The sequence below is a fragment of the Deltaproteobacteria bacterium genome (assembly GCA_019308995.1).
Lineage (GTDB): Bacteria > Desulfobacterota > Desulfarculia > Adiutricales > JAFDHD01 > JAFDHD01.
Window position 1 is genome coordinate 18,220 of the sequence record JAFDHD010000001.1, and the last position, 16,861, is coordinate 35,080.

At 51.7% G+C, this 16,861-nt stretch carries 16 protein-coding genes; 7 read left to right on the forward strand and 9 right to left on the reverse strand.

Features of this window, described 5'->3' with window-relative positions; genetic code table 11:
* Window positions 1-90: 90 nt before the first annotated feature.
* The 4 genes from gspD to JRI95_00120 are packed head-to-tail and all read right to left on the reverse strand — an operon-like array spanning window position 91 to window position 4,971.
* Complete coding sequence (gspD, locus tag JRI95_00105) at window positions 91-2,061, reverse strand: type II secretion system secretin GspD (protein MBW2059943.1); 1,971 nt, start codon at window positions 2,059-2,061, stop codon at window positions 91-93.
* A 2-nt stretch (window positions 2,062-2,063) separates the two neighbouring features.
* Window positions 2,064-3,128 carry a tetratricopeptide repeat protein gene (locus tag JRI95_00110; protein MBW2059944.1) on the reverse strand — a complete coding sequence of 355 codons (1,065 nt, stop codon included), beginning with the start codon at window positions 3,126-3,128 and terminating at the stop codon, window positions 2,064-2,066.
* Window position 3,129: 1 nt separating this feature from the next.
* Window positions 3,130-4,065 (reverse strand): AAA family ATPase, encoded by a 936-nt coding sequence (locus JRI95_00115; GenBank protein MBW2059945.1) that lies wholly within the window; start codon window positions 4,063-4,065, stop codon window positions 3,130-3,132.
* Between the two features lie 9 nt (window positions 4,066-4,074).
* Window positions 4,075-4,971, reverse strand: a complete 897-nt coding sequence (locus JRI95_00120; GenBank protein MBW2059946.1) for a PDZ domain-containing protein — start codon at window positions 4,969-4,971, stop codon at window positions 4,075-4,077.
* A 389-nt stretch (window positions 4,972-5,360) separates the two neighbouring features.
* Between JRI95_00120 and JRI95_00125 the strand changes: the two genes are divergently transcribed.
* Window positions 5,361-7,031: a long-chain fatty acid--CoA ligase gene (locus JRI95_00125; protein ID MBW2059947.1), complete on the forward strand. Its 1,671-nt coding sequence runs from the start codon at window positions 5,361-5,363 to the stop codon at window positions 7,029-7,031.
* Between the two features lie 43 nt (window positions 7,032-7,074).
* Here the strand turns inward: JRI95_00125 and JRI95_00130 are convergent, their stop codons facing one another.
* The gene (locus JRI95_00130) at window positions 7,075-7,764 is read right to left on the reverse strand and encodes an SGNH/GDSL hydrolase family protein (GenBank protein ID MBW2059948.1); all 690 of its coding nucleotides are present in this window, start codon (window positions 7,762-7,764) and stop codon (window positions 7,075-7,077) included.
* 59 nt (window positions 7,765-7,823) lie between these two features.
* Complete coding sequence (locus JRI95_00135) at window positions 7,824-9,995, reverse strand: ATP-dependent RecD-like DNA helicase (protein MBW2059949.1); 2,172 nt, start codon at window positions 9,993-9,995, stop codon at window positions 7,824-7,826.
* A 248-nt stretch (window positions 9,996-10,243) separates the two neighbouring features.
* Between JRI95_00135 and JRI95_00140 the strand changes: the two genes are divergently transcribed.
* The 6 genes from JRI95_00140 to JRI95_00165 all read left to right on the forward strand — a co-directional run bounded on the left by JRI95_00140 (window position 10,244) and on the right by JRI95_00165 (window position 14,598).
* Entirely contained in the window at window positions 10,244-10,573 is a 330-nt protein-coding gene (locus tag JRI95_00140; protein MBW2059950.1) for a helix-turn-helix transcriptional regulator, read from the forward strand.
* Window positions 10,574-10,640: 67 nt separating this feature from the next.
* Window positions 10,641-11,546, forward strand: coding sequence for an arsenite methyltransferase (locus tag JRI95_00145; protein MBW2059951.1), 906 nt, complete (start codon window positions 10,641-10,643; stop codon window positions 11,544-11,546).
* A gap of 232 nt (window positions 11,547-11,778) precedes the next feature.
* Window positions 11,779-12,087 (forward strand): winged helix-turn-helix transcriptional regulator, encoded by a 309-nt coding sequence (locus JRI95_00150; protein ID MBW2059952.1) that lies wholly within the window; start codon window positions 11,779-11,781, stop codon window positions 12,085-12,087.
* A 59-nt stretch (window positions 12,088-12,146) separates the two neighbouring features.
* On the forward strand, window positions 12,147-13,319 hold the full coding sequence (locus JRI95_00155) for a permease (protein MBW2059953.1): 1,173 nt from the start codon (window positions 12,147-12,149) through the stop codon (window positions 13,317-13,319).
* Between the two features lie 98 nt (window positions 13,320-13,417).
* Window positions 13,418-14,248 carry a sulfite exporter TauE/SafE family protein gene (locus tag JRI95_00160; protein MBW2059954.1) on the forward strand — a complete coding sequence of 277 codons (831 nt, stop codon included), beginning with the start codon at window positions 13,418-13,420 and terminating at the stop codon, window positions 14,246-14,248.
* A gap of 116 nt (window positions 14,249-14,364) precedes the next feature.
* A complete protein-coding gene (locus JRI95_00165) occupies window positions 14,365-14,598 on the forward strand; it encodes a TM0996/MTH895 family glutaredoxin-like protein (protein ID MBW2059955.1) in 234 nt (77 codons plus the stop codon).
* 104 nt (window positions 14,599-14,702) lie between these two features.
* On the opposite strand, the gene JRI95_00170 is transcribed toward JRI95_00165, so the two are convergent.
* Genes JRI95_00170 through JRI95_00180 form a run of 3 tightly spaced genes read right to left on the reverse strand, consistent with a single transcriptional unit; the run spans window position 14,703 to window position 16,350 of the window.
* Window positions 14,703-15,104, reverse strand: coding sequence for a hypothetical protein (locus tag JRI95_00170; GenBank protein ID MBW2059956.1), 402 nt, complete (start codon window positions 15,102-15,104; stop codon window positions 14,703-14,705).
* Complete coding sequence (locus tag JRI95_00175) at window positions 15,101-15,619, reverse strand: hypothetical protein (protein MBW2059957.1); 519 nt, start codon at window positions 15,617-15,619, stop codon at window positions 15,101-15,103. Before JRI95_00175 ends, JRI95_00170 begins: the two co-directional genes overlap by 4 nt.
* Window positions 15,610-16,350: a TIGR04255 family protein gene (locus JRI95_00180; protein MBW2059958.1), complete on the reverse strand. Its 741-nt coding sequence runs from the start codon at window positions 16,348-16,350 to the stop codon at window positions 15,610-15,612. The genes JRI95_00175 and JRI95_00180 overlap by 10 nt, the downstream gene beginning before the upstream one ends.
* Window positions 16,351-16,861 lie beyond the last annotated feature (511 nt).

A 16,861-nucleotide genomic window follows, 5' to 3' on the forward strand; every position in this document is an offset into this window, starting at 1 on the left:
GTTGTTGACAGCTCAGAATCCTCCATTTCTTATTCCAGGCGCCTGCTTGAAAAACCATCGCCTTTTCAGACCCGCCTCTCAGAAGGCGGGTTATTCCTTGAGCATCTCGAGGGTCTTCTTGAGCTGCTCCTTCTTTTCCTTTTGATGGATTCGGCGCGCTTCCTCGGCCTGCCTCTGTTTCTCCAGCGTTATTTCCCTCAGTTTATCCGGGCTGCGGATGATGGTCGGGGTGAGGAGGATGAGGAGATTGGTTTTGTCGCCCGTGTCGGACCGGGCTTTGAACAGCCAGCCCATGACCGGCACCTGGCCGAGACAGGGGACCGCGCTCTTGGTCTTCTGGGTGTTGTCACGAATCAGGCCTCCGATGACCACGGTCTCACCATCAGCCACCATGACCGTCGTCTCGGTCTCCCGTTTGGTGGAGGTCACGGCCCCGGTTTCCGTCTCGGCCACGAAATCTTTGATCTGGAGGAAGACTTTGAGTTTCACAAACTGCCCTTTGCTGGTCTGGGGCGTAATCTTCAGGGTGATGCCCAGGTCCTTAAAGTCAAAGGTCCTGGTAACCTGTCCCTGGTCCAGGGTCGAGCTTTTAAGAAAGGGACGTTCCTCGCCCACGATGATGGTGGCTTCCTCGTTGTCCATGGTCAGCAGATGGGGGGTGGAAAGGATGTTGACCTCGGAGTCGGTCTGCAGGGCCTGAATGAGCAGACCGAGGTTCAGATAAGCCACTCCCCCGAAACTCAATGTTCCCCTGGCCGCCCCCAGCACCAGGCCGGACGGGCCGGACAGCGGCTGGGCAGCCATTTGATTCAGGTAACCCTGGGCGCTTGTTCCTGTGGGGAGGTTGGTCCCCCCGAAGATGGTGGTGGCCTTGGAATCCGGCGCCGGGATGTCAAGGGCGCGCCATTCCGCTCCCAGGGTGAGGGTTTTGCGGAAGGAAAGTTCCATGATCAGCCCTTCCACCAGGACCTGGGCCCGCTGGATGTCCAGTTTTTCAATAATGGAGCGCAGAACCATGTAATCCTGCGTCTCAGCCCGGATGATGAGCGCATTGGTGGACTTGTCGGCCACAATGGTCACCGACTCCTGGAGTAAGACCCGGCGGGGCGGGGCGCCCCTTTGCGCTTCGGTCCTGGCCGGGACGTCTTTTCCGGCCAGGTCAGTCAAGACCTTGGCCAGGTCTTCGGCCAGGGCGTTTTCCAGGAAGTAAACGTGGACCTTGGCCGCGCCTCTGGGGGCCGGTGTGTCCAGCTTCTGCACCAGCTCCTCGAAGAGCACAAGCTGGCTCGGTCGGGCCATGATGATGAGGGTGTTGGTCCGCGCATCGGACACAATGTTGAAGGCCTGCCAGGCCGGAGGCTTTCCTTTGATCCTGATCAGCTGCTCAAGCTCCCTGGCCAGGTCCCGGGCCGAGGCGTGCTTGAGAGGAACCAGCCTGAGCCGCGCCCCTTCTCCTTCCACGTCAATGGCCTTGATGATCCCCAGGAGGCGGGAGATGTTGGAAGCGTAATCGGTGATGATGATGATGTTTCCCACGTCATAGGCCATCATGACGCCGGTCTTGTCCAGAAGAGGCGTCATGAGCTTGCGCATCTCAACGGCGTTGGCATGCTTCAGGCGGACGAGCTGTGTGATGACGCGATCCTCTTTTTTGGAAGGTAAAAGAACCCGGCCGCGGGTCTCGATGGCCTTGGTCCTGGCCTTGAGAGAAGGGATGATCTTGATGTAACTTTCATAAGGAACCGTGGTAAAGCCGTAGACTTCCAGCACGGACTCAAAGAGCCGGTAGGCTTCCACCGGGGTGACTTTGGTCGGGGAGAAGACGGTCACCTTGCCTTGAACCTGTCGGTCAAAGATAAAATTCTTACCCAACAGTTCACTGATGAATTTAGCCACCACCCTCAGGTCCACGTCCACAAAGTCAATCGTCACCTTGCGCTCAGAAGACAACCGCGCCTCCCGTCCAATTTCCTCAGCTTCGGCAATGCGGGCCGCTCGAGCCAGCCAAGGCAGGACCAGGATCAGGCTTAAAACAATTACAAAAATAAACGTTCTTTTCATCTTCACTCTTTTTCCGATGCGTGCCGGGCTGGCGCGGCCTGGCGGAGAAAGCGGTCAAACTCCGGCAGGTCAGCCAGGCCCTGTAAATCTTGATCACCAGCGGCCCATTCCCGAACCGCGGGGTTGACCTGGGCCGCTTTAAGCAGAAAAGCCATGGCTTTGGGCTTCATACCTTTTTGGGCGAACAAACAGGCCAGGTTGTACGAGGCGTCTGCAAAGTCCTGATCCAGATTCAAGGCAGCCTTGAACTGGGCTTCGGCCTGGTCGAAAAGTTTTCGCCTCAAGAATATGACACCAAGGTTATTGTGCCCTAATTTATTATCCGGGTCAATCTTCAGGACCCGGGTGTACATCTCCTTGGCCTTATCCAGGGTTTTATCGTGAAAGAAAAAAATATTCCCGAGGTTCAGGTAGGCCTGGGCCAGGTTGGGGTTGAGACGCAGGGCCTGGCGGTACTCGGAGACCGCCTCGCTGTACCGCCCCTTTGCCTGGGCCGCGCGGCCCAGATTGAAATGCTTAACGGCCGCCTCAGGGTCCCTGACCGGCCTGGCTGCAACCCGAACGGCCTGGGGCGGCGAGGCCTTGGTCCGCGCTTTTAGGCCGGGTTCGTCACGCCGGGGGGCGGTTTCAGCAAGCTGCGTCCTGGCCCGGGCCGCGGCCTTTTTCTTTATGACGCCAGGCGTGGGCCGCGCTTTGAGGGGACTGGTTTGCGGCGCGGCAGCTTTTAACAGTTTTTTGGCCGGGGCCGCCTTTTCAGATTCAGACGGTTTGAGCAGGCTTTTTGCGGCCGGGCTTGCCTTGGCCGAGGCAGGCGCAACCGCACCGGCGGTCTCAGCTTTGGCCAGGGTTTGTGACTTTTCAGCCAGCGGAGCCTCGGTTTCCCCGGGGCGGAGGACGAGCCAGGCCGCAGCCCCTGCCGCGACGGCCAGAATGACGATCATACTCAGGAAAGGGGCCCTGGAACGCGGTTTCTTCAGCGGCAGGTCTGCCTGGGGCGGATTCAGGACCTGGCCCGAGGCTTCATTCATCCGACGGGCTCGTCTCAAGGCGTCGTGGATAGAACTCATGCTAGAAAGAACCCTTCAATTTGGTGTAACTCAGGTAAGAGGCCAGGATAACCAGAAGAAAAAGCAAGGCCGCCGGGATAAGGCTCTTATTTAATGCTCCGGCGAAAGAGCCTGTCCAGACCGGCCGCCGCGCTTGACCCGCCTGCTCGGTTCGAGCCTGGCGCACAGCCCCGGGCTTGATGAGATGGGTTCCCCGGGCAAATGCCACCAGAAGCGCCCGATCGCAAAGCGCGTTTATCTGCCGTGGCACACCTCCTGAATAACGATGAATGAGACGGTAGGCCCTGGATTTGAACCTGACCAGGCTTTGAGGCCCGGCTATGGAGATGCGGTGATGGATGTAACGAACCGTATCCTCATATTCCATGGGCGAAAGATGGCAGCGCACCGTGATGCGCTGGTTCAGCTGCGCCAGGTCCGGACGGGCCAGAGTGCGAGTCAGCTCAGGTTGACCGACCAGAATGATCTGAATGAGCTTGTCGGTTTCCGTCTCCAGGTTGGACAGCATGCGGATTTGCTCCAGGACCGGCACTGACAAATTTTGAGCCTCATCAATGATCAGGACGGCATTGCCTCCCGAGGTCAGCTCGTCAATGAGGAAACGATTCAAGGCAGCGATCAGAACCTCCCGGCTAGAACCTTCGGCTGAAAGGCCGAAATCAAGGTTGATGGCCCGGAGCAGCTCGATCTCGTTCAGAAATGTATTGAAGATCAAAGCGGTTCTGGCCCGTTCGTCCAGACGCTCCAGCAGCAGCCGGGTCAGGGTCGTCTTTCCGGCCCCGACGTCTCCGGTAATCAGGATGAACCCCTTACGCTGGTCAATCCCGTAGAGCATATGCTCCAGGACCTCCTGGTGGCCCGGGCTGAGGTAAACGAACCTCGGGTCAGGGGTCAGGTTAAATGGCGGTTCGTTGAACTGAAAAAACGATTCGTACAATGAGACACCCTACTTGAGCGTATAAGTAAAGGTCGCCGGACGGCCCCGCCGTTCAACTTCCAGGGTCACGGTGTCAAGCTGAGTAATCTGCCGGTAGAGGCCCATGACATCTTCGGGCTGGCGAATGACGACCCCGTTGAGCTTGACGATGACATCGTTATTGCGCAGCCCAAACTGGTGGAAGATGCTGTTGGGGCGAATCGAGGACAGCCTGAAACCATGAGGCTGTCCGCCCTTGAGAAAAGGCTGGATATTGATCTGAGACAACAGGCTGTAAAGGTCGCCCATGTCCTGGTCGAGAATCTCCCGGCTGACCACATATTTGTTCAGGCCCACGGCCCGAGCTATCTTTGAGGTTTTGGTGCGGGAAACTGAGGCCGAGGCGCTTCTTCTGTATCGTGTTCGCGGGCTTGCCTTTGGTTCTTCGATCTGTATTCTCTGGATTTTACCATGAAGGCGCAGGAGGACTTCTCCCGGATTAATTTGAATCAACTCGGCTTGACCAACCATATCGCCGGGGCGATAGAGGTCCTGCTTTCTTGATTTGGCTGATTCCAGGATGGCGAAAGACAGTTCTGGCAGCTCGTTGATGATCGTTCCCTTCAGGTTGAATTCGTCACTGGCTTCAGCGGTTTCCGTTTCGAGCGCAGGCTCCGGCGCGGACAAGGAGGCTGATTTTTTCGTCTCCAAGGCAAACATGTTGTTCTGAACAATGGCCTCATATTCGGTCAGGGTGTGGAGTCTGGGAGACCGGCTCGCCGCGATTTTGACCGAGGTCTGGCTTCTGGCTCTGTCTTCCAGGCGATGGGCCAGGAGGGTCGCGCCCAGGTGAACCCCGGACCAGACGATCAGTCCCAGGATCAGGAAATGCGCCAACCAGATATAATGCTTGGTCGAGACGGTCATTTGCCTTTTGATTTCAACTTGAGATTTTAAACTTATTCATCATCATACCACAAATTTTCATCCGGGGTAGCCACCTTTGCCAAACCGGGTCCTTTTTCCTGGCTCATCAGTCATTTTTAAACCTCCCCGTACTTTATCTTCTAATATTTAGCCTTTTATCCCGCTTGTAAATCCGCCTTGACGCCATCGGAAGGTGTGTGATATTGCTTGAGGAAACTTCCCGGCCAAAAGGCCTACCAGCGATGAATGCTGAAAGGGGAAGGATACATGTTTCACATCATTTTTAGATATAAGCGTACCACGGTTTGCTATCAGGTTTTGTCAGAAACAACTATCATTTAAATTCAAATCTATATTCCCAGGTATAAACTACTCAGGAGGAGAAAATTATGGAATCGAGACCTTGGATCAGGCATTATGATTACAACGTACCACCTACGATTCGTTATCCCCGCTTAACTTTGCCAGATCTTCTGCAGATGCCTGTCAACGCCTATCCGGACAAAGCGGCTATTGATTTCCTGGGAACGGAGATGACCTTCTGGGAGCTGCGCCAGCAGGTTCTGCGCCTGGCCAATGCTTTGGGAGCCCTGGGCGTGACCAAGGGTGAGCGGGTGGGCATTCATCTGCCGACCAGTCCGCAGTATGTTATTGCCTATTTTGCTACCGTCTCACTTGGAGCGATCGTGGTGAACCTCAATCCCATGTATACATCAGATGAACTCAAAGCCCTGGCCGAAGACACGGGCATGACTTCATTGATAACCTTTGATATGGTTCTGCCCAATGTCCGAACCCTATGTCAGTCTGTTGAACTCAAGCGAGTCATCGTGACCAAAGTCACCGATTATATCAAAGGCATGCCTCCCAGCACCGCGGAAAGCCTTGAGTTTGAACCCGGGTGGCACCATTTTTCCACCCTGATCGAAAACTGCACCGACACCAGGCGGCCCAGGGTGGAGCTCAAGCCGGAAGACCCGGCCACCCTTCAGTTCACCGGAGGCACGACCGGCGTGCCCAAAGGCGCGATCATCACCCATTTCAACCTTATCGCCGCCACGCTCCAGTGCTCCCTCTGGGGTAACGCCACCCTCCTCAAGAAGCCGCCGGACAGCCACAATGTCCTGGGAGTCCTGCCTTTCTTCCATGTATATGGAATAGTGGTGGTCATGAACTGGGCCCTGTTCAACGCCGCCACCCAGATCCTTGTTCCCCGGTTTGATCTTGATGAGTTCATGGATATCCTGGGCCGGTATGAGGAAATCACTTTTTTCCCGTCGGTAGCGACCATGATCAACGCCATCATAAATCACCCCAAGGCCGAGGAATTGAACCTGGGTAAAAAGTTTGGTGTATTAAACTCCGGCGCCGCTCCTATCGCCGTGGAACTCATCGAGCAGATCAAGGATATGGGAATCTTCTTCAGTGAGGGTTGGGGCATGACCGAGACCACCTCCCTGGGCATCTCCAGCCCCCAGATGGGCCTCAAAAAGGTCGGCAGCATTGGCATCCCCTTCCCTGATACAGACATACGGCTCGTTGATGTGGAAGAAGGCAAGGAAGACGTGAAAAAGGGAGAGCCAGGCGAGATCATGATTAAAAGCCCCCTCATCATGCAGGGCTACTGGAACAACCCCGAGGAAACAGCCAATCAGCTCAAGGATGGCTGGCTTTACACCGGCGACATCGCCGTCATGGATGAGGATGATTACTTCTACATCGTAGACCGCAAGAAGGATATGATCATCGCCGGCGGATACAATATCTATCCCCGGGAGATAGATGAGGTGCTTTATCAGCATCCCAAGATTGCGGACGCGGTCGCGGTGGGGGTTCCTGACAAGTACCGTGGTGAGACGGTCAAGGCGTACGTGGTGCTCAAGGAAGGGAAAACTGCCACCGAGAAAGAGATCATCAGCTTCTGCCGTGAGAGGCTGGCGGCTTTTAAGTCCCCCAAGGTCGTTGAGTTCCGAGAAACCCTTCCCAAATCAACCGTGGGCAAGATCCTGCGAAAAGCCCTCCGGGATGAGGAGGCGGCTAAAAAGAACGAAAAGGATTAATTTTAACCAAGGGAACTTGTTGTCAAAAGTTCTCCCTCATGCATTAGAGCAGATGGGGTTTCAGATTATTAAAGATGATTTGATGACCTTGAGCATTAACATGCACTTCATCCAAGGAAATCTTTTCCAAATCAACATTTTCATCAAAGGGAATCACAAGCTCAACGTTTGGAAATGAATCGGCTACCTCCCGATAAATACTATTATACAGATTTACATTTTCCATAATATATGGGCTTTTACTTAAAAATAATTTTGTAGCCTTTGAGATTAAAAGAACAATAACTTTTACACCCGTTTTTTGAGCTCTTCCAAAGTAATTAATCAGGTTCGCTCTAAAGTTATCAGGACTGACATCTGTGATCTTAGGATTTCTGCCACGTTTTTTCTTTATAAAATTTACATAGTTAAGCCTAAATCTGCTCGGGATTATCCGATTCAGAAAGAAATATTCAAAACCTGTTTTCTTAAATAGTCGCGGCGCACACTCAGCCATTCCGATCTGCATGATAACCAGGTCCGGCTCGTAAATTTCCAAGAGATCCACGCCGCCGCCGCCCTCGGTGACAAGCCTCAAGGTGGTGGAGCCGCGATCCGGCCTGTCTAAAAAATCATAATCAGGAAACGCTTGTTTGACCAGGGATATCCAGGTCTCCTCATATTTCACGTCAGGCCTTGGCATGGCCATTGAATCAGCAATGATCAGAATCCTTTTCCCCTTTTTCATTTCCACCCATTCCTTACATCAAAGATTTGCCCGATTCTGCCTGATACACCAATTGCAGGCAACCCTCACTTCAACCTTTCTTTTAAGTAAGTGAACCGTTTTTGCGTGCGATCGTTTCTGATTCCAATGGCCAGAGCCCCTTTCGAACCTACCAGCACCACCAGCTCTCGACCTCTAGTCACCGCGGTATAAATCAGATTCCGTTGTAGAAGTAAATAATGCTGAGGCAGGAGGGGAATGACCACGGCCGGATATTCAGAACCCTGGGATTTGTGGATGGAGATAGCATAAGCCAGGACGATCTGGTCCAGGTCTAGGTAATTGTAAACCACGCTTCGTTCATCAAAAGCAATCCTCACCTCCTGCATTTCCTCGTCAATACCGACGATCCGGCCGATATCGCCGTTAAAAACCTCCTTATCATAGTCATTGCGGATCTGCATTACCTTATCCCCGACGCGAAAGACCTTTCCCCCGCGCCTGAGGCCATCGTCCCGGGGATTGAGGGCCTCTTCAAGCTTCAGGTTCAGGTTCTCTGTGCCCACCACGCCTCGATGCATCGGGGTTAGTACCTGGATGTCTTCCACCGCATCGAAACCAAAACGATTTGGGATGCGATCTTGGGCCAGTTCGATGATGATTCTGAGAACTTCCTCCGGATCATCCTGCTCAATGAAATAAAAGTCGTCCAGTTCTTTTTTAGGAGGCCTGAGGTCAGGCAGCAGGCCTTTGTTGATTCTGTGCGCATTAACGATGATCGAACTTTGTTTGGCCTGGCGGAAGATTTCACTCAGGCGAACCACAGGCACCGCCCCGGAAGAGATGATATCCAGCAGGACATTTCCTGCACCGACAGAAGGAAGCTGATTCACGTCCCCGACCAGGATCAAGGTTGCTGCTGGAGGAATGGCCTTCAAAAGGTGATACATCAATGTTACGTCTATCATTGAGGCCTCGTCCACGATCAGCAGATCGCTCTCCAGCGGCTCCCGATCGTTTCTCTGAAAGCCTCCTTTTCGAATGTTGTATTCAAGCACGCGGTGGATGGTCCTGGCCTCGAACCCGGTGGCCTCACTCATGCGCTTGGCCGCCCGTCCCGTGGGAGCGGCCAGCTGGATAGAGACGCCGATCCTTCTGAAAATTTTTATAAGAGCATTGATTAAGGTCGTTTTCCCGGTGCCCGGCCCACCGGTGATGACCATGATTTTATATCTGGTCGCGTACTTGATAGCTTCGATCTGTCCTTTAGCCAGGCGGATGTCAAGCTGCTGCTGCACCCACCCAACGGCCTTGCCGGCGTCAATCTTTCGTATGGACTTTGGGGTGAAGATAAGGGATGTTAATCTCTCAGCCACACCCGTTTCACTCACATAAAACGCTGCCAGATAAACTGCTTTGTTTGCCTCGCTAGAACCCTCCAGTCCGTTCAGTTCTTCGATGACGATTCGCTTCTGGATAGTGAGAGCTGCAAAGGCCTCCAGGATGATCTCACGGTTCACCTTCAGGATGTCCCGGCATTTTTGAATCAGCGGATTATAAGGGTAAAAGACGTGCCCCTCATCGGCGAGTTGATTTAAAATATAAATGACGCCCGCTTCAGCCCGTAACGGTGATTCCCGGGGGAAACCCAGCTTTTCAGCAATTAAGTCAGCGGTCACAAAACCGATCCCAAAGATGTCCGAAGCCAGACGAAAAGGATTTTCCCGGACAACCTGAATGGATTGATCGCCGTATTGCTTAAAGATCTTGGTGGCGTAACCTGAACTCACATCATGGGCCTGAAGAAAGAGCATAACCTCGCGAATTTCCTTTTGTTCCTCCCAGGCCCGCTGGATCATAATTATGCGTTTCCTGCCGATTCCTTCGACTTGGGCCAGCTTTTCAACTTCATTTTCGATCACTTCCAGTGTTTGTTCGCTGAATTTTTTGACAATCCTCCCGGCCATGACCGGGCCGATGCCTTTGATGAGGCCGGAACCCAGATATTTTTTCATCCCGCTGATCGTCGCCGGAACTTCGGTCCTGTACTGCGCCATCTTGAATTGCTCGCCGAATCTCGGGTGGTGCATCCATTCACCCTTCATTTTAATGACCTCACCGGGCTTGGGCGCCATCATGTTCCCCAATACGGTCACCAGATCCCGGCGGCCACTGACCTTGACCTTGGCAATGGTGAAGCCGTTTTCCTCATTAAAAAAAGTAATTCTTTCGATCTGGCCCTTAAGGTCGGCAAGCATTCTTCAGACCTTATTGTAAATGGTTTGGTTCTTTATAACACAGTTGATCTTGATGAGGAAAGCTGCCTCTGACCCGTGCATGAGTTTCCATTGACTGTTCTGACCGGATAACTCACTGTCAATTGTATCAGAAACCATTCGTTTAAAAACCGTATCAACCCGCAGCCTTAAAAGCCCACCTTGTAAAATGAACCACATTAGCGTTAAAACGTCTTGACAAAAATCAGGCTTGTGGTATATTTCGATATATGTCGAATTATGATGAAGATGACATCCAACAGTTTGCCGAAATATTTAAGGCCCTGTCCAATCCGAACCGGTTAAAGATATTCCTGCGCCTCATCTCCTGCTGCCAGCCAGGAACGATTGCAAGCATTAACAACAACATTGAGCCTGAAGGGTGCGCCTGTGTCGGTGAACTTGGCCAGGACCTGGGTATCGTGGCCTCCACGATTTCGCATCATATCAAGGAACTTCGTCAGGCCGGCCTCATTCGCATGGAACGCCAGGGGCAGAAGATCGAGTGCTGGGTTGACCCGAAGGCTTTAAGGGTTTTAAAAGGCTTTTTTACATTTTAGTTTTCGGTTTATTTTTTTTGGAAAAGATATTCGATAGTTGTCGAATACTAATAATAAGGAGGAAAAAATGAAAAACAAAAACCCAGAAGAAATCCGAGAGGCGGTTCGAGAAAGATACGGGAAAATAGCCAGGGTCGGAGCCGCAGCTTCTGAAAAATGCCAAACGGCCTCCTGCTGCGATCCAGTAGAGATTTCCCCCAAACCAACCCAGGCCGCATCCTGCTGCGCTCCAACAGACGTTTCCACCGAAACAGGTCAAGCCGCATCCTGCTGCGCTCCATCGGACATTTCCATAGAAAAAATGTCCGAGATCATAGGATATTCAAAGGAAGATATTGATAGCGTTCCCGAGGGTGCGAACATGTCGCTCGGTTGCGGCAACCCCGTGGCCCTCGCCACCCTTAAACCGGGGGAGACTGTTGTTGACCTGGGCAGCGGCGGCGGACTCGACTGCTTTCTGGCTGGCAGGGAAGTGGGCGAAACAGGAAAGGTAATCGGTGTGGATATGACGCCGGACATGGTCAGCTTAGCCAGGAGGAACGTGGAAAAAATGGGGACAAGTAATGTCGAGTTCCGATTGGGAGAGATTGAAAATCTACCTGTTGCCGATAACAGTGCTGATATTATCATGTCCAATTGCGTGATTAACCTTTCCCCTAATAAATCGAGTGTATACCAAGATGCCTATCGAGTGCTCAAGCCTGGAGGCCGATTGGCCATTTCAGATGTTTTAGCTACCGCTCAGCTTCCAGATGAAATTCGGCAAAACCTGGCTCTGATATCCGCCTGTATTGGTGGAGCCGCCACAATTGAGGATACAGAGGAAATGTTGAGGGAAATCGGATTTCAGGACATCAAGATCAAATCAAATGACAGTAGCCGTGAAATCCTGAGGCAGTGGGATCCGAACAGGAGCGAAGACGCCGGGGACTATGTTGTTTCCGCATACATCGAGGCCGTAAAGCCGGGTTGATACTCTGTTCGCGTTCAGCGGCTGTCCGGTTTGACCCAGGCAGGGGCATATGATTGCTCCTGCCTTTTTTTGGGCCTGAACTGCACCGGCTTTTGGGCCTTTTTCGGTGCTTGCCTTCAGGCGGTCCTGTTCCTTTGGGTTTGCTTGTTTGCGGGATTTAGTCCGCTGAGGTGCATTTCCCCTTGACAATTCTGGCTCTATGACTATATTGCCATATAGTGAGGACGCTAAAATGAAACCTAACCTGTACAAACTCAAAGCAGAAGTGGCAAAGGCGCTCGCCCATGAAAGCCGGCTGATGATGCTTGACTCCCTCAAAGAGCGCGACCAATGCGTCTGCGACCTGACCGTCCTGGTGGGTGCGGACCAGTCTACTGTTTCCAAGCATCTTTCCATATTAAAAAACGCTGGCATCGTCACCAACCATAAAAAAGGCAACCGGGTCTTCTACCACCTGGAAACGCCCTGCGTGCTCCAGTTTTTTGACTGCGCCCTTGAGGTGGTGCGGCAGAGGACGCAGCTTGTCCGGGCCGTACTCTGAACGGAGAGCCTTTTTTCTGAAGAATGACCAGCCCCCTGCGTGCCTGAAAAGAAGCCGAAATGAAAGATAGATATAAGCTACTGATAATTATTGGAATATTTATCTGCGCTTACTGGGTGCCCTGGGATCATCAGCAGGTGAAGCAGGCCGGGCTGGAAGCCTTTATGATGCTCCAGGAGTACGCGCGCCAACATGTCTTGACCTGCCTCATCCCGGCCTTTTTCATTGCCGGAGCCATTGCCACCTTTGTCTCCCAGGCGGCGGTGCTCAAATATTTCGGCGCCTCGGCCAAAAAGTGGCTCTCCTATTCCGTGGCCTCTGTTTCAGGGTCGGTCCTGGCCGTGTGCTCCTGCACGGTGCTGCCTCTTTTCGCCGGGATTTACACGCGCGGCGCAGGGATTGGTCCGGCAACCGCCTTTCTCTATTCCGGACCGGCCATCAACGTCCTGGCTATTATCCTGACCGCCCGGATTCTAGGCTGGCGGCTCGGGCTGGCCCGGGCCATAGGCGCCGTTACATTTGCCATCGTAACCGGACTTCTGATGGCGTTTATTTTTCGTCGAGACGAAGCCAAACGCTCGGCCGGACCGATTTACCTGCCTGAAGAGGGGGCTAGAAAGCGAACCCTGGTTCAGGATGGATTTTATCTGCTGGTTCTGGTTTTAATTCTCGTTTTTGCGGCCTGGGCCCGGCCGACTTCCGGCGAAAACGGGTTGTGGGCCTGGATTTTTGCAGCCAAGTGGTACATTTCCGGGGCCCTGCTCCTCATCCTGGCCTTTATGGTCTGGAGATGGTTCGTTCATGAGGAGCGGGCCATGTGGGTCCAGGCGACCTGGGGCTTTATGCTCCAGATCCTGCCTCTGCTTTTCGGCGGTGTGCTTGTGGCCGGATTCCTGCTCGGCCGTCCGGGTCAGACTGCATTGATCCCGCCTGGCTGGGTGGAGTCCCTTGTGGGCGGCAACTCCTGGGGAGCCAACCTGTTTGCCTCGGTCATCGGCGCCTTGATGTACTTCGCGACTTTGACCGAAATCCCCATTCTTCAAGGCCTTCTGGGGTCGGGTATGGGTCAGGGTCCGGCCCTGGCCTTGCTCCTGGCCGGTCCGGCCCTGTCTTTGCCCAACATGCTTGTCATCCGCAGTGTTCTTGGCACCAAAAAGACCTTGACTTTTCTGGTGGTCGTGGTGGTCATGTCCACGGTGGCGGGGATGGTTTACGGGGTGATAGCCGGGTGAAGGAGACAGGGAATACGCCGCAGGGTGCTTAGAGCTTGATTAAAGGGGAAATTAAAGAGTGGTTTGAAGATTCACCAAGGTAAAGGAAATAATAAACCATGGAAATACATATCACACAAATAATCGCTTTACTTATTACCGGAGTTGGAGTTGGGTTTGCTTCAGGCCTTTTGGGTGTGGGGGGCTGCTTTATCATGGTTCCGGTCCAGTTCTGGGTCCTTAAATCCATCGGGGTGGACCCGACCATAGCCATCAGGATTGCTTTCGGAACCAACCTCTTGGTCGTTCTGCCCACGGCGTTGAGCGGTTCGATTACGCATCATTTAAAGGGGGCCGTCATTTGGAAAGCGGGCGTGACTCTGGGCATAGCCGGCGCTATCGGCGCATTCGGCGGGGGCTTTATCGCATCGCATCTGCCAGGAAAGGTCCTAACCATGGCCTTTGGAATCACGGTCATCCTCGGAGCGGTTAGGATGCTGACGGCCAGGCCGCCGCTGATCACAGAGGAACCCTCTGAAAGCCTGGCCGCGTATATCCTGTGGGGCATTCCACTGGGGATCGTCTCGGGTATCATCGGTATTGGAGGCGGCGTGCTCATGGTCCCCATTATGGTTTTTTTTCTGAGGTTCCAAATGCATCAGGCCGTGGGAACATCCACAGCTCTCATGATATTCACGGCTATCGGCGGATCGCTCTCTTTCTTTATCAATGGTTTGGGAGTCCAGGGGCTGCCGCCTTATTCCACCGGTTACCTTAACTGGCTGCAATGGGTATTGCTGGCCGGTTGCAGCGTTCCCATGGCCATCGTCGGAGCCAAAGTGGCTCACCTGCTGCCAGCCAAGCAGCTTAAATATATCTTCATCCTGGTCATGTTTTACATGGGGTTGAAGATGATCGGCGTATTTGCTTGGCTCCATTTGCCAGTTTAACAACCTGGAGACAAGGATGTGTCCTGGGGTCATGGATTGTGGTTGTTAAGATTTTTTTTCGGGTCATGCCGCGTCCGGCTGCTAGCGTCAATGGACGCGGAGAATAGGAAAAGGTGATGGAGATCAAGGTATTGGGTCCTGGGTGTCCAAGGTGTCAGCAGACTGAAAAATTGGTCAAAGAAGTGGTTGCTGAAAAAGGCGTGGAGGCCAGGGTGGAAAAGGTAACCAACATCCTGGAGATTTCTAAATACGGGGTCCTTGTCACCCCGGCAGTGGTCATTGACGATGAAGTCAAATCCGTGGGGAAGATCCCTCCAAAGGACGAGATCGCTTCCTGGTTCGAAAAATAGCCTGGTCGTTATGAACCATGGCCAGGAAGCCGAAATTACGAATTTTAGGATTGAATTCGAGGGACATCCATAATAGGTGTGGTGTGCCTCGATGTCATGAAAACTTATTCAATAACCGAGGGAGGAAGAACCAAAGAAGCTTTTTCGGCGAGTTCAATCGCTTTCAATTTTTGTTCTGATTTTTCTTTCGGCCAATCAATGATATTCGCATGTCGTGGGTTGTCCGACATAGGTGTGGGTTGCACTCTAAGTTTCACAGCATAGACATTAGAAGCGTATACATCTGCCCTTGCTTTCAGACTTTTTCCCCGTATCTCACCTATTTTTTCTCCTATCTTGAAAATCCTGTTTTCTTCTATGCCAGAAATTCGGCAGACTGAAGTTTCACGCCTGGGGTGTGGTAAAAAGGCTCTATATATAACCCGACCTTCTTTCGGATTGAACTTGCCCCTTTGTTCAAATATATAGCGTGTAAGCTTTTCTGTTGGTGATACGGTTTCGTTCACTTTTTCGCTGGGAATCGGCTGCTGATTTTATTAAAGAGCTTACTGAGACCATCAGGAGTATACGGCACAACACCATGCTCTTTCTCTAAACCGAAGATACCTGCATAAGTTACTTCGTTACTTCCGTCAACACTTATAACAAATACCTGTTTATTCTTTTTATACCACTCAAAACCAATGCCACCATCGGGTTCGGGGCTCAACTCAGGTAAGAGAGTGTATGACGAAATCCAATAGAGGAGCATTTCACGCGCCTGATAATAAGTGTTATCCGAAATTGGTTCGGCATCATATCCATCCCAGTTTGGCTCAGAAGCTTCCTCTCGAATCTCTTGAAGAGCTTCAATCATTCGATCTAAGGGAAGCTTGGTGGTGGCAACTTGATTGATTTTATCTCTTGCCATGTCAAGATGCTTGTGAATCGCTTTTGAATGAGGTCCTACGCCCGTGTCCAAAATCATGGATGCCATCAATCCCCGATAAGATTCATCTCGTTCTAATAAACTTACTGGCATAATTCGGCTACCCTTTCCGTTATGCTACTAAAGAAAATTTTATTTTTAAAAGCACGGAGATCCTCTAAAACGGCCCATATTTCATCATCGTTAATGTTAAAATTATTGTCTTGGGTAACTTCTATATCAAGTAACAGCGGTACTGTGCCAGGACTGTCTGGGGGCTCTGACATTTGAGTAATTATCCCCCGTGCCTTGATAGAAGAATCAAAAAACTGTATCCTTGTTAAAAAAGAATCAAGGCGCTGAGGTAAGTTTTCCGGAATTTCAGGTGGAGCAGTCAGGTAATCAGATAACTCGATCGTCGGTTCGGGGATTTCGATCCGGTTAACATATCTTAGCCCTAACCCGGTTACTACCTCTGGTGGAGCAATTTCCTTAAATATCTTCCATAATTTACGAGCCTCATCCCGCATTTGCTCCCAGGTTTCATAAGGCTCAATTTTATTGAAAGTAAAACCGTTCAACCTGGCTTGGATGATTTGTTTTTCATCCTCGGATAAATACCAATAGCCTTGAATCCCATGGTCCTTTGTTGACTGAGTGAAAGTTTTACTACCAACCTGAAACGTTCCTTCCCATTGTTTGCGAATCTGTTTATGAGGATAGTCTCCTTTTATTTTATCGTGTATAGATTCTAGTCTGGAAATATAACCTGGATCCAGGGAATACCAGATATCAATGAGCGCTTCTTTTATTGGCGCGTTTGTTAGGTGTCTTGGCTCTATCATAGATTGAGACTATTATCTCTTTGTGGTAGTTGAATTATACATTCATACTGACTCAAGATCAAATTTTTTTCAAGGCCTCCCCTTCTCAATTTTCTCCCTCAACATTCTTCTCAGCCTACGACCCGACCTCAAGCGGAACCCGCTTCTTCATTGTTGTGGAGTTCCGGGGACATACTTAATTAATTTCTAAATTCTACACAATCTCACATAGTGAAAATCAAGGACCAGAATTAATGAAACCCCCTCCCCAGCGGGTAGCCCACTTCGAACCGTCCGGGTTGCGAAGCAACAGGAGGGTAATCCCCGCTGGTAGAAAAGGCTCTCCCGGCTGCTATTGAATATAAATGGAAAGTATTAAAAATATGGCCTTTTCTCTTTAAGTTTTCAATTTTTTTATATTGGGCCTTATGAGACTTGACGGAACGCCCTGGCTAACCCTCTTGTCGTTCGGTAGGAATGAAACCAGAGAAAAATCCCCCTATATCCCCCTTTAGAAAAGGGGGATTTTTGC

Coding starts and splice junctions, on each gene's coding strand:
- gspD (MBW2059943.1), bottom strand. CDS start 2,061: ATGAAAAGAACGTTTATTTTTGTAATTGTTTTAAGCCTGATCCTGGTC.
- JRI95_00110 (MBW2059944.1), bottom strand. CDS start 3,128: ATGAGTTCTATCCACGACGCCTTGAGACGAGCCCGTCGGATGAATGAA.
- JRI95_00120 (MBW2059946.1), bottom strand. CDS start 4,971: ATGACCGTCTCGACCAAGCATTATATCTGGTTGGCGCATTTCCTGATC.
- JRI95_00125 (MBW2059947.1), top strand. CDS start 5,361: ATGGAATCGAGACCTTGGATCAGGCATTATGATTACAACGTACCACCT.
- JRI95_00135 (MBW2059949.1), bottom strand. CDS start 9,995: ATGCTTGCCGACCTTAAGGGCCAGATCGAAAGAATTACTTTTTTTAAT.
- JRI95_00140 (MBW2059950.1), top strand. CDS start 10,244: ATGTCGAATTATGATGAAGATGACATCCAACAGTTTGCCGAAATATTT.
- JRI95_00145 (MBW2059951.1), top strand. CDS start 10,641: ATGAAAAACAAAAACCCAGAAGAAATCCGAGAGGCGGTTCGAGAAAGA.
- JRI95_00150 (MBW2059952.1), top strand. CDS start 11,779: ATGAAACCTAACCTGTACAAACTCAAAGCAGAAGTGGCAAAGGCGCTC.
- JRI95_00155 (MBW2059953.1), top strand. CDS start 12,147: ATGAAAGATAGATATAAGCTACTGATAATTATTGGAATATTTATCTGC.
- JRI95_00160 (MBW2059954.1), top strand. CDS start 13,418: ATGGAAATACATATCACACAAATAATCGCTTTACTTATTACCGGAGTT.
- JRI95_00165 (MBW2059955.1), top strand. CDS start 14,365: ATGGAGATCAAGGTATTGGGTCCTGGGTGTCCAAGGTGTCAGCAGACT.
- JRI95_00175 (MBW2059957.1), bottom strand. CDS start 15,619: ATGCCAGTAAGTTTATTAGAACGAGATGAATCTTATCGGGGATTGATG.
- JRI95_00180 (MBW2059958.1), bottom strand. CDS start 16,350: ATGATAGAGCCAAGACACCTAACAAACGCGCCAATAAAAGAAGCGCTC.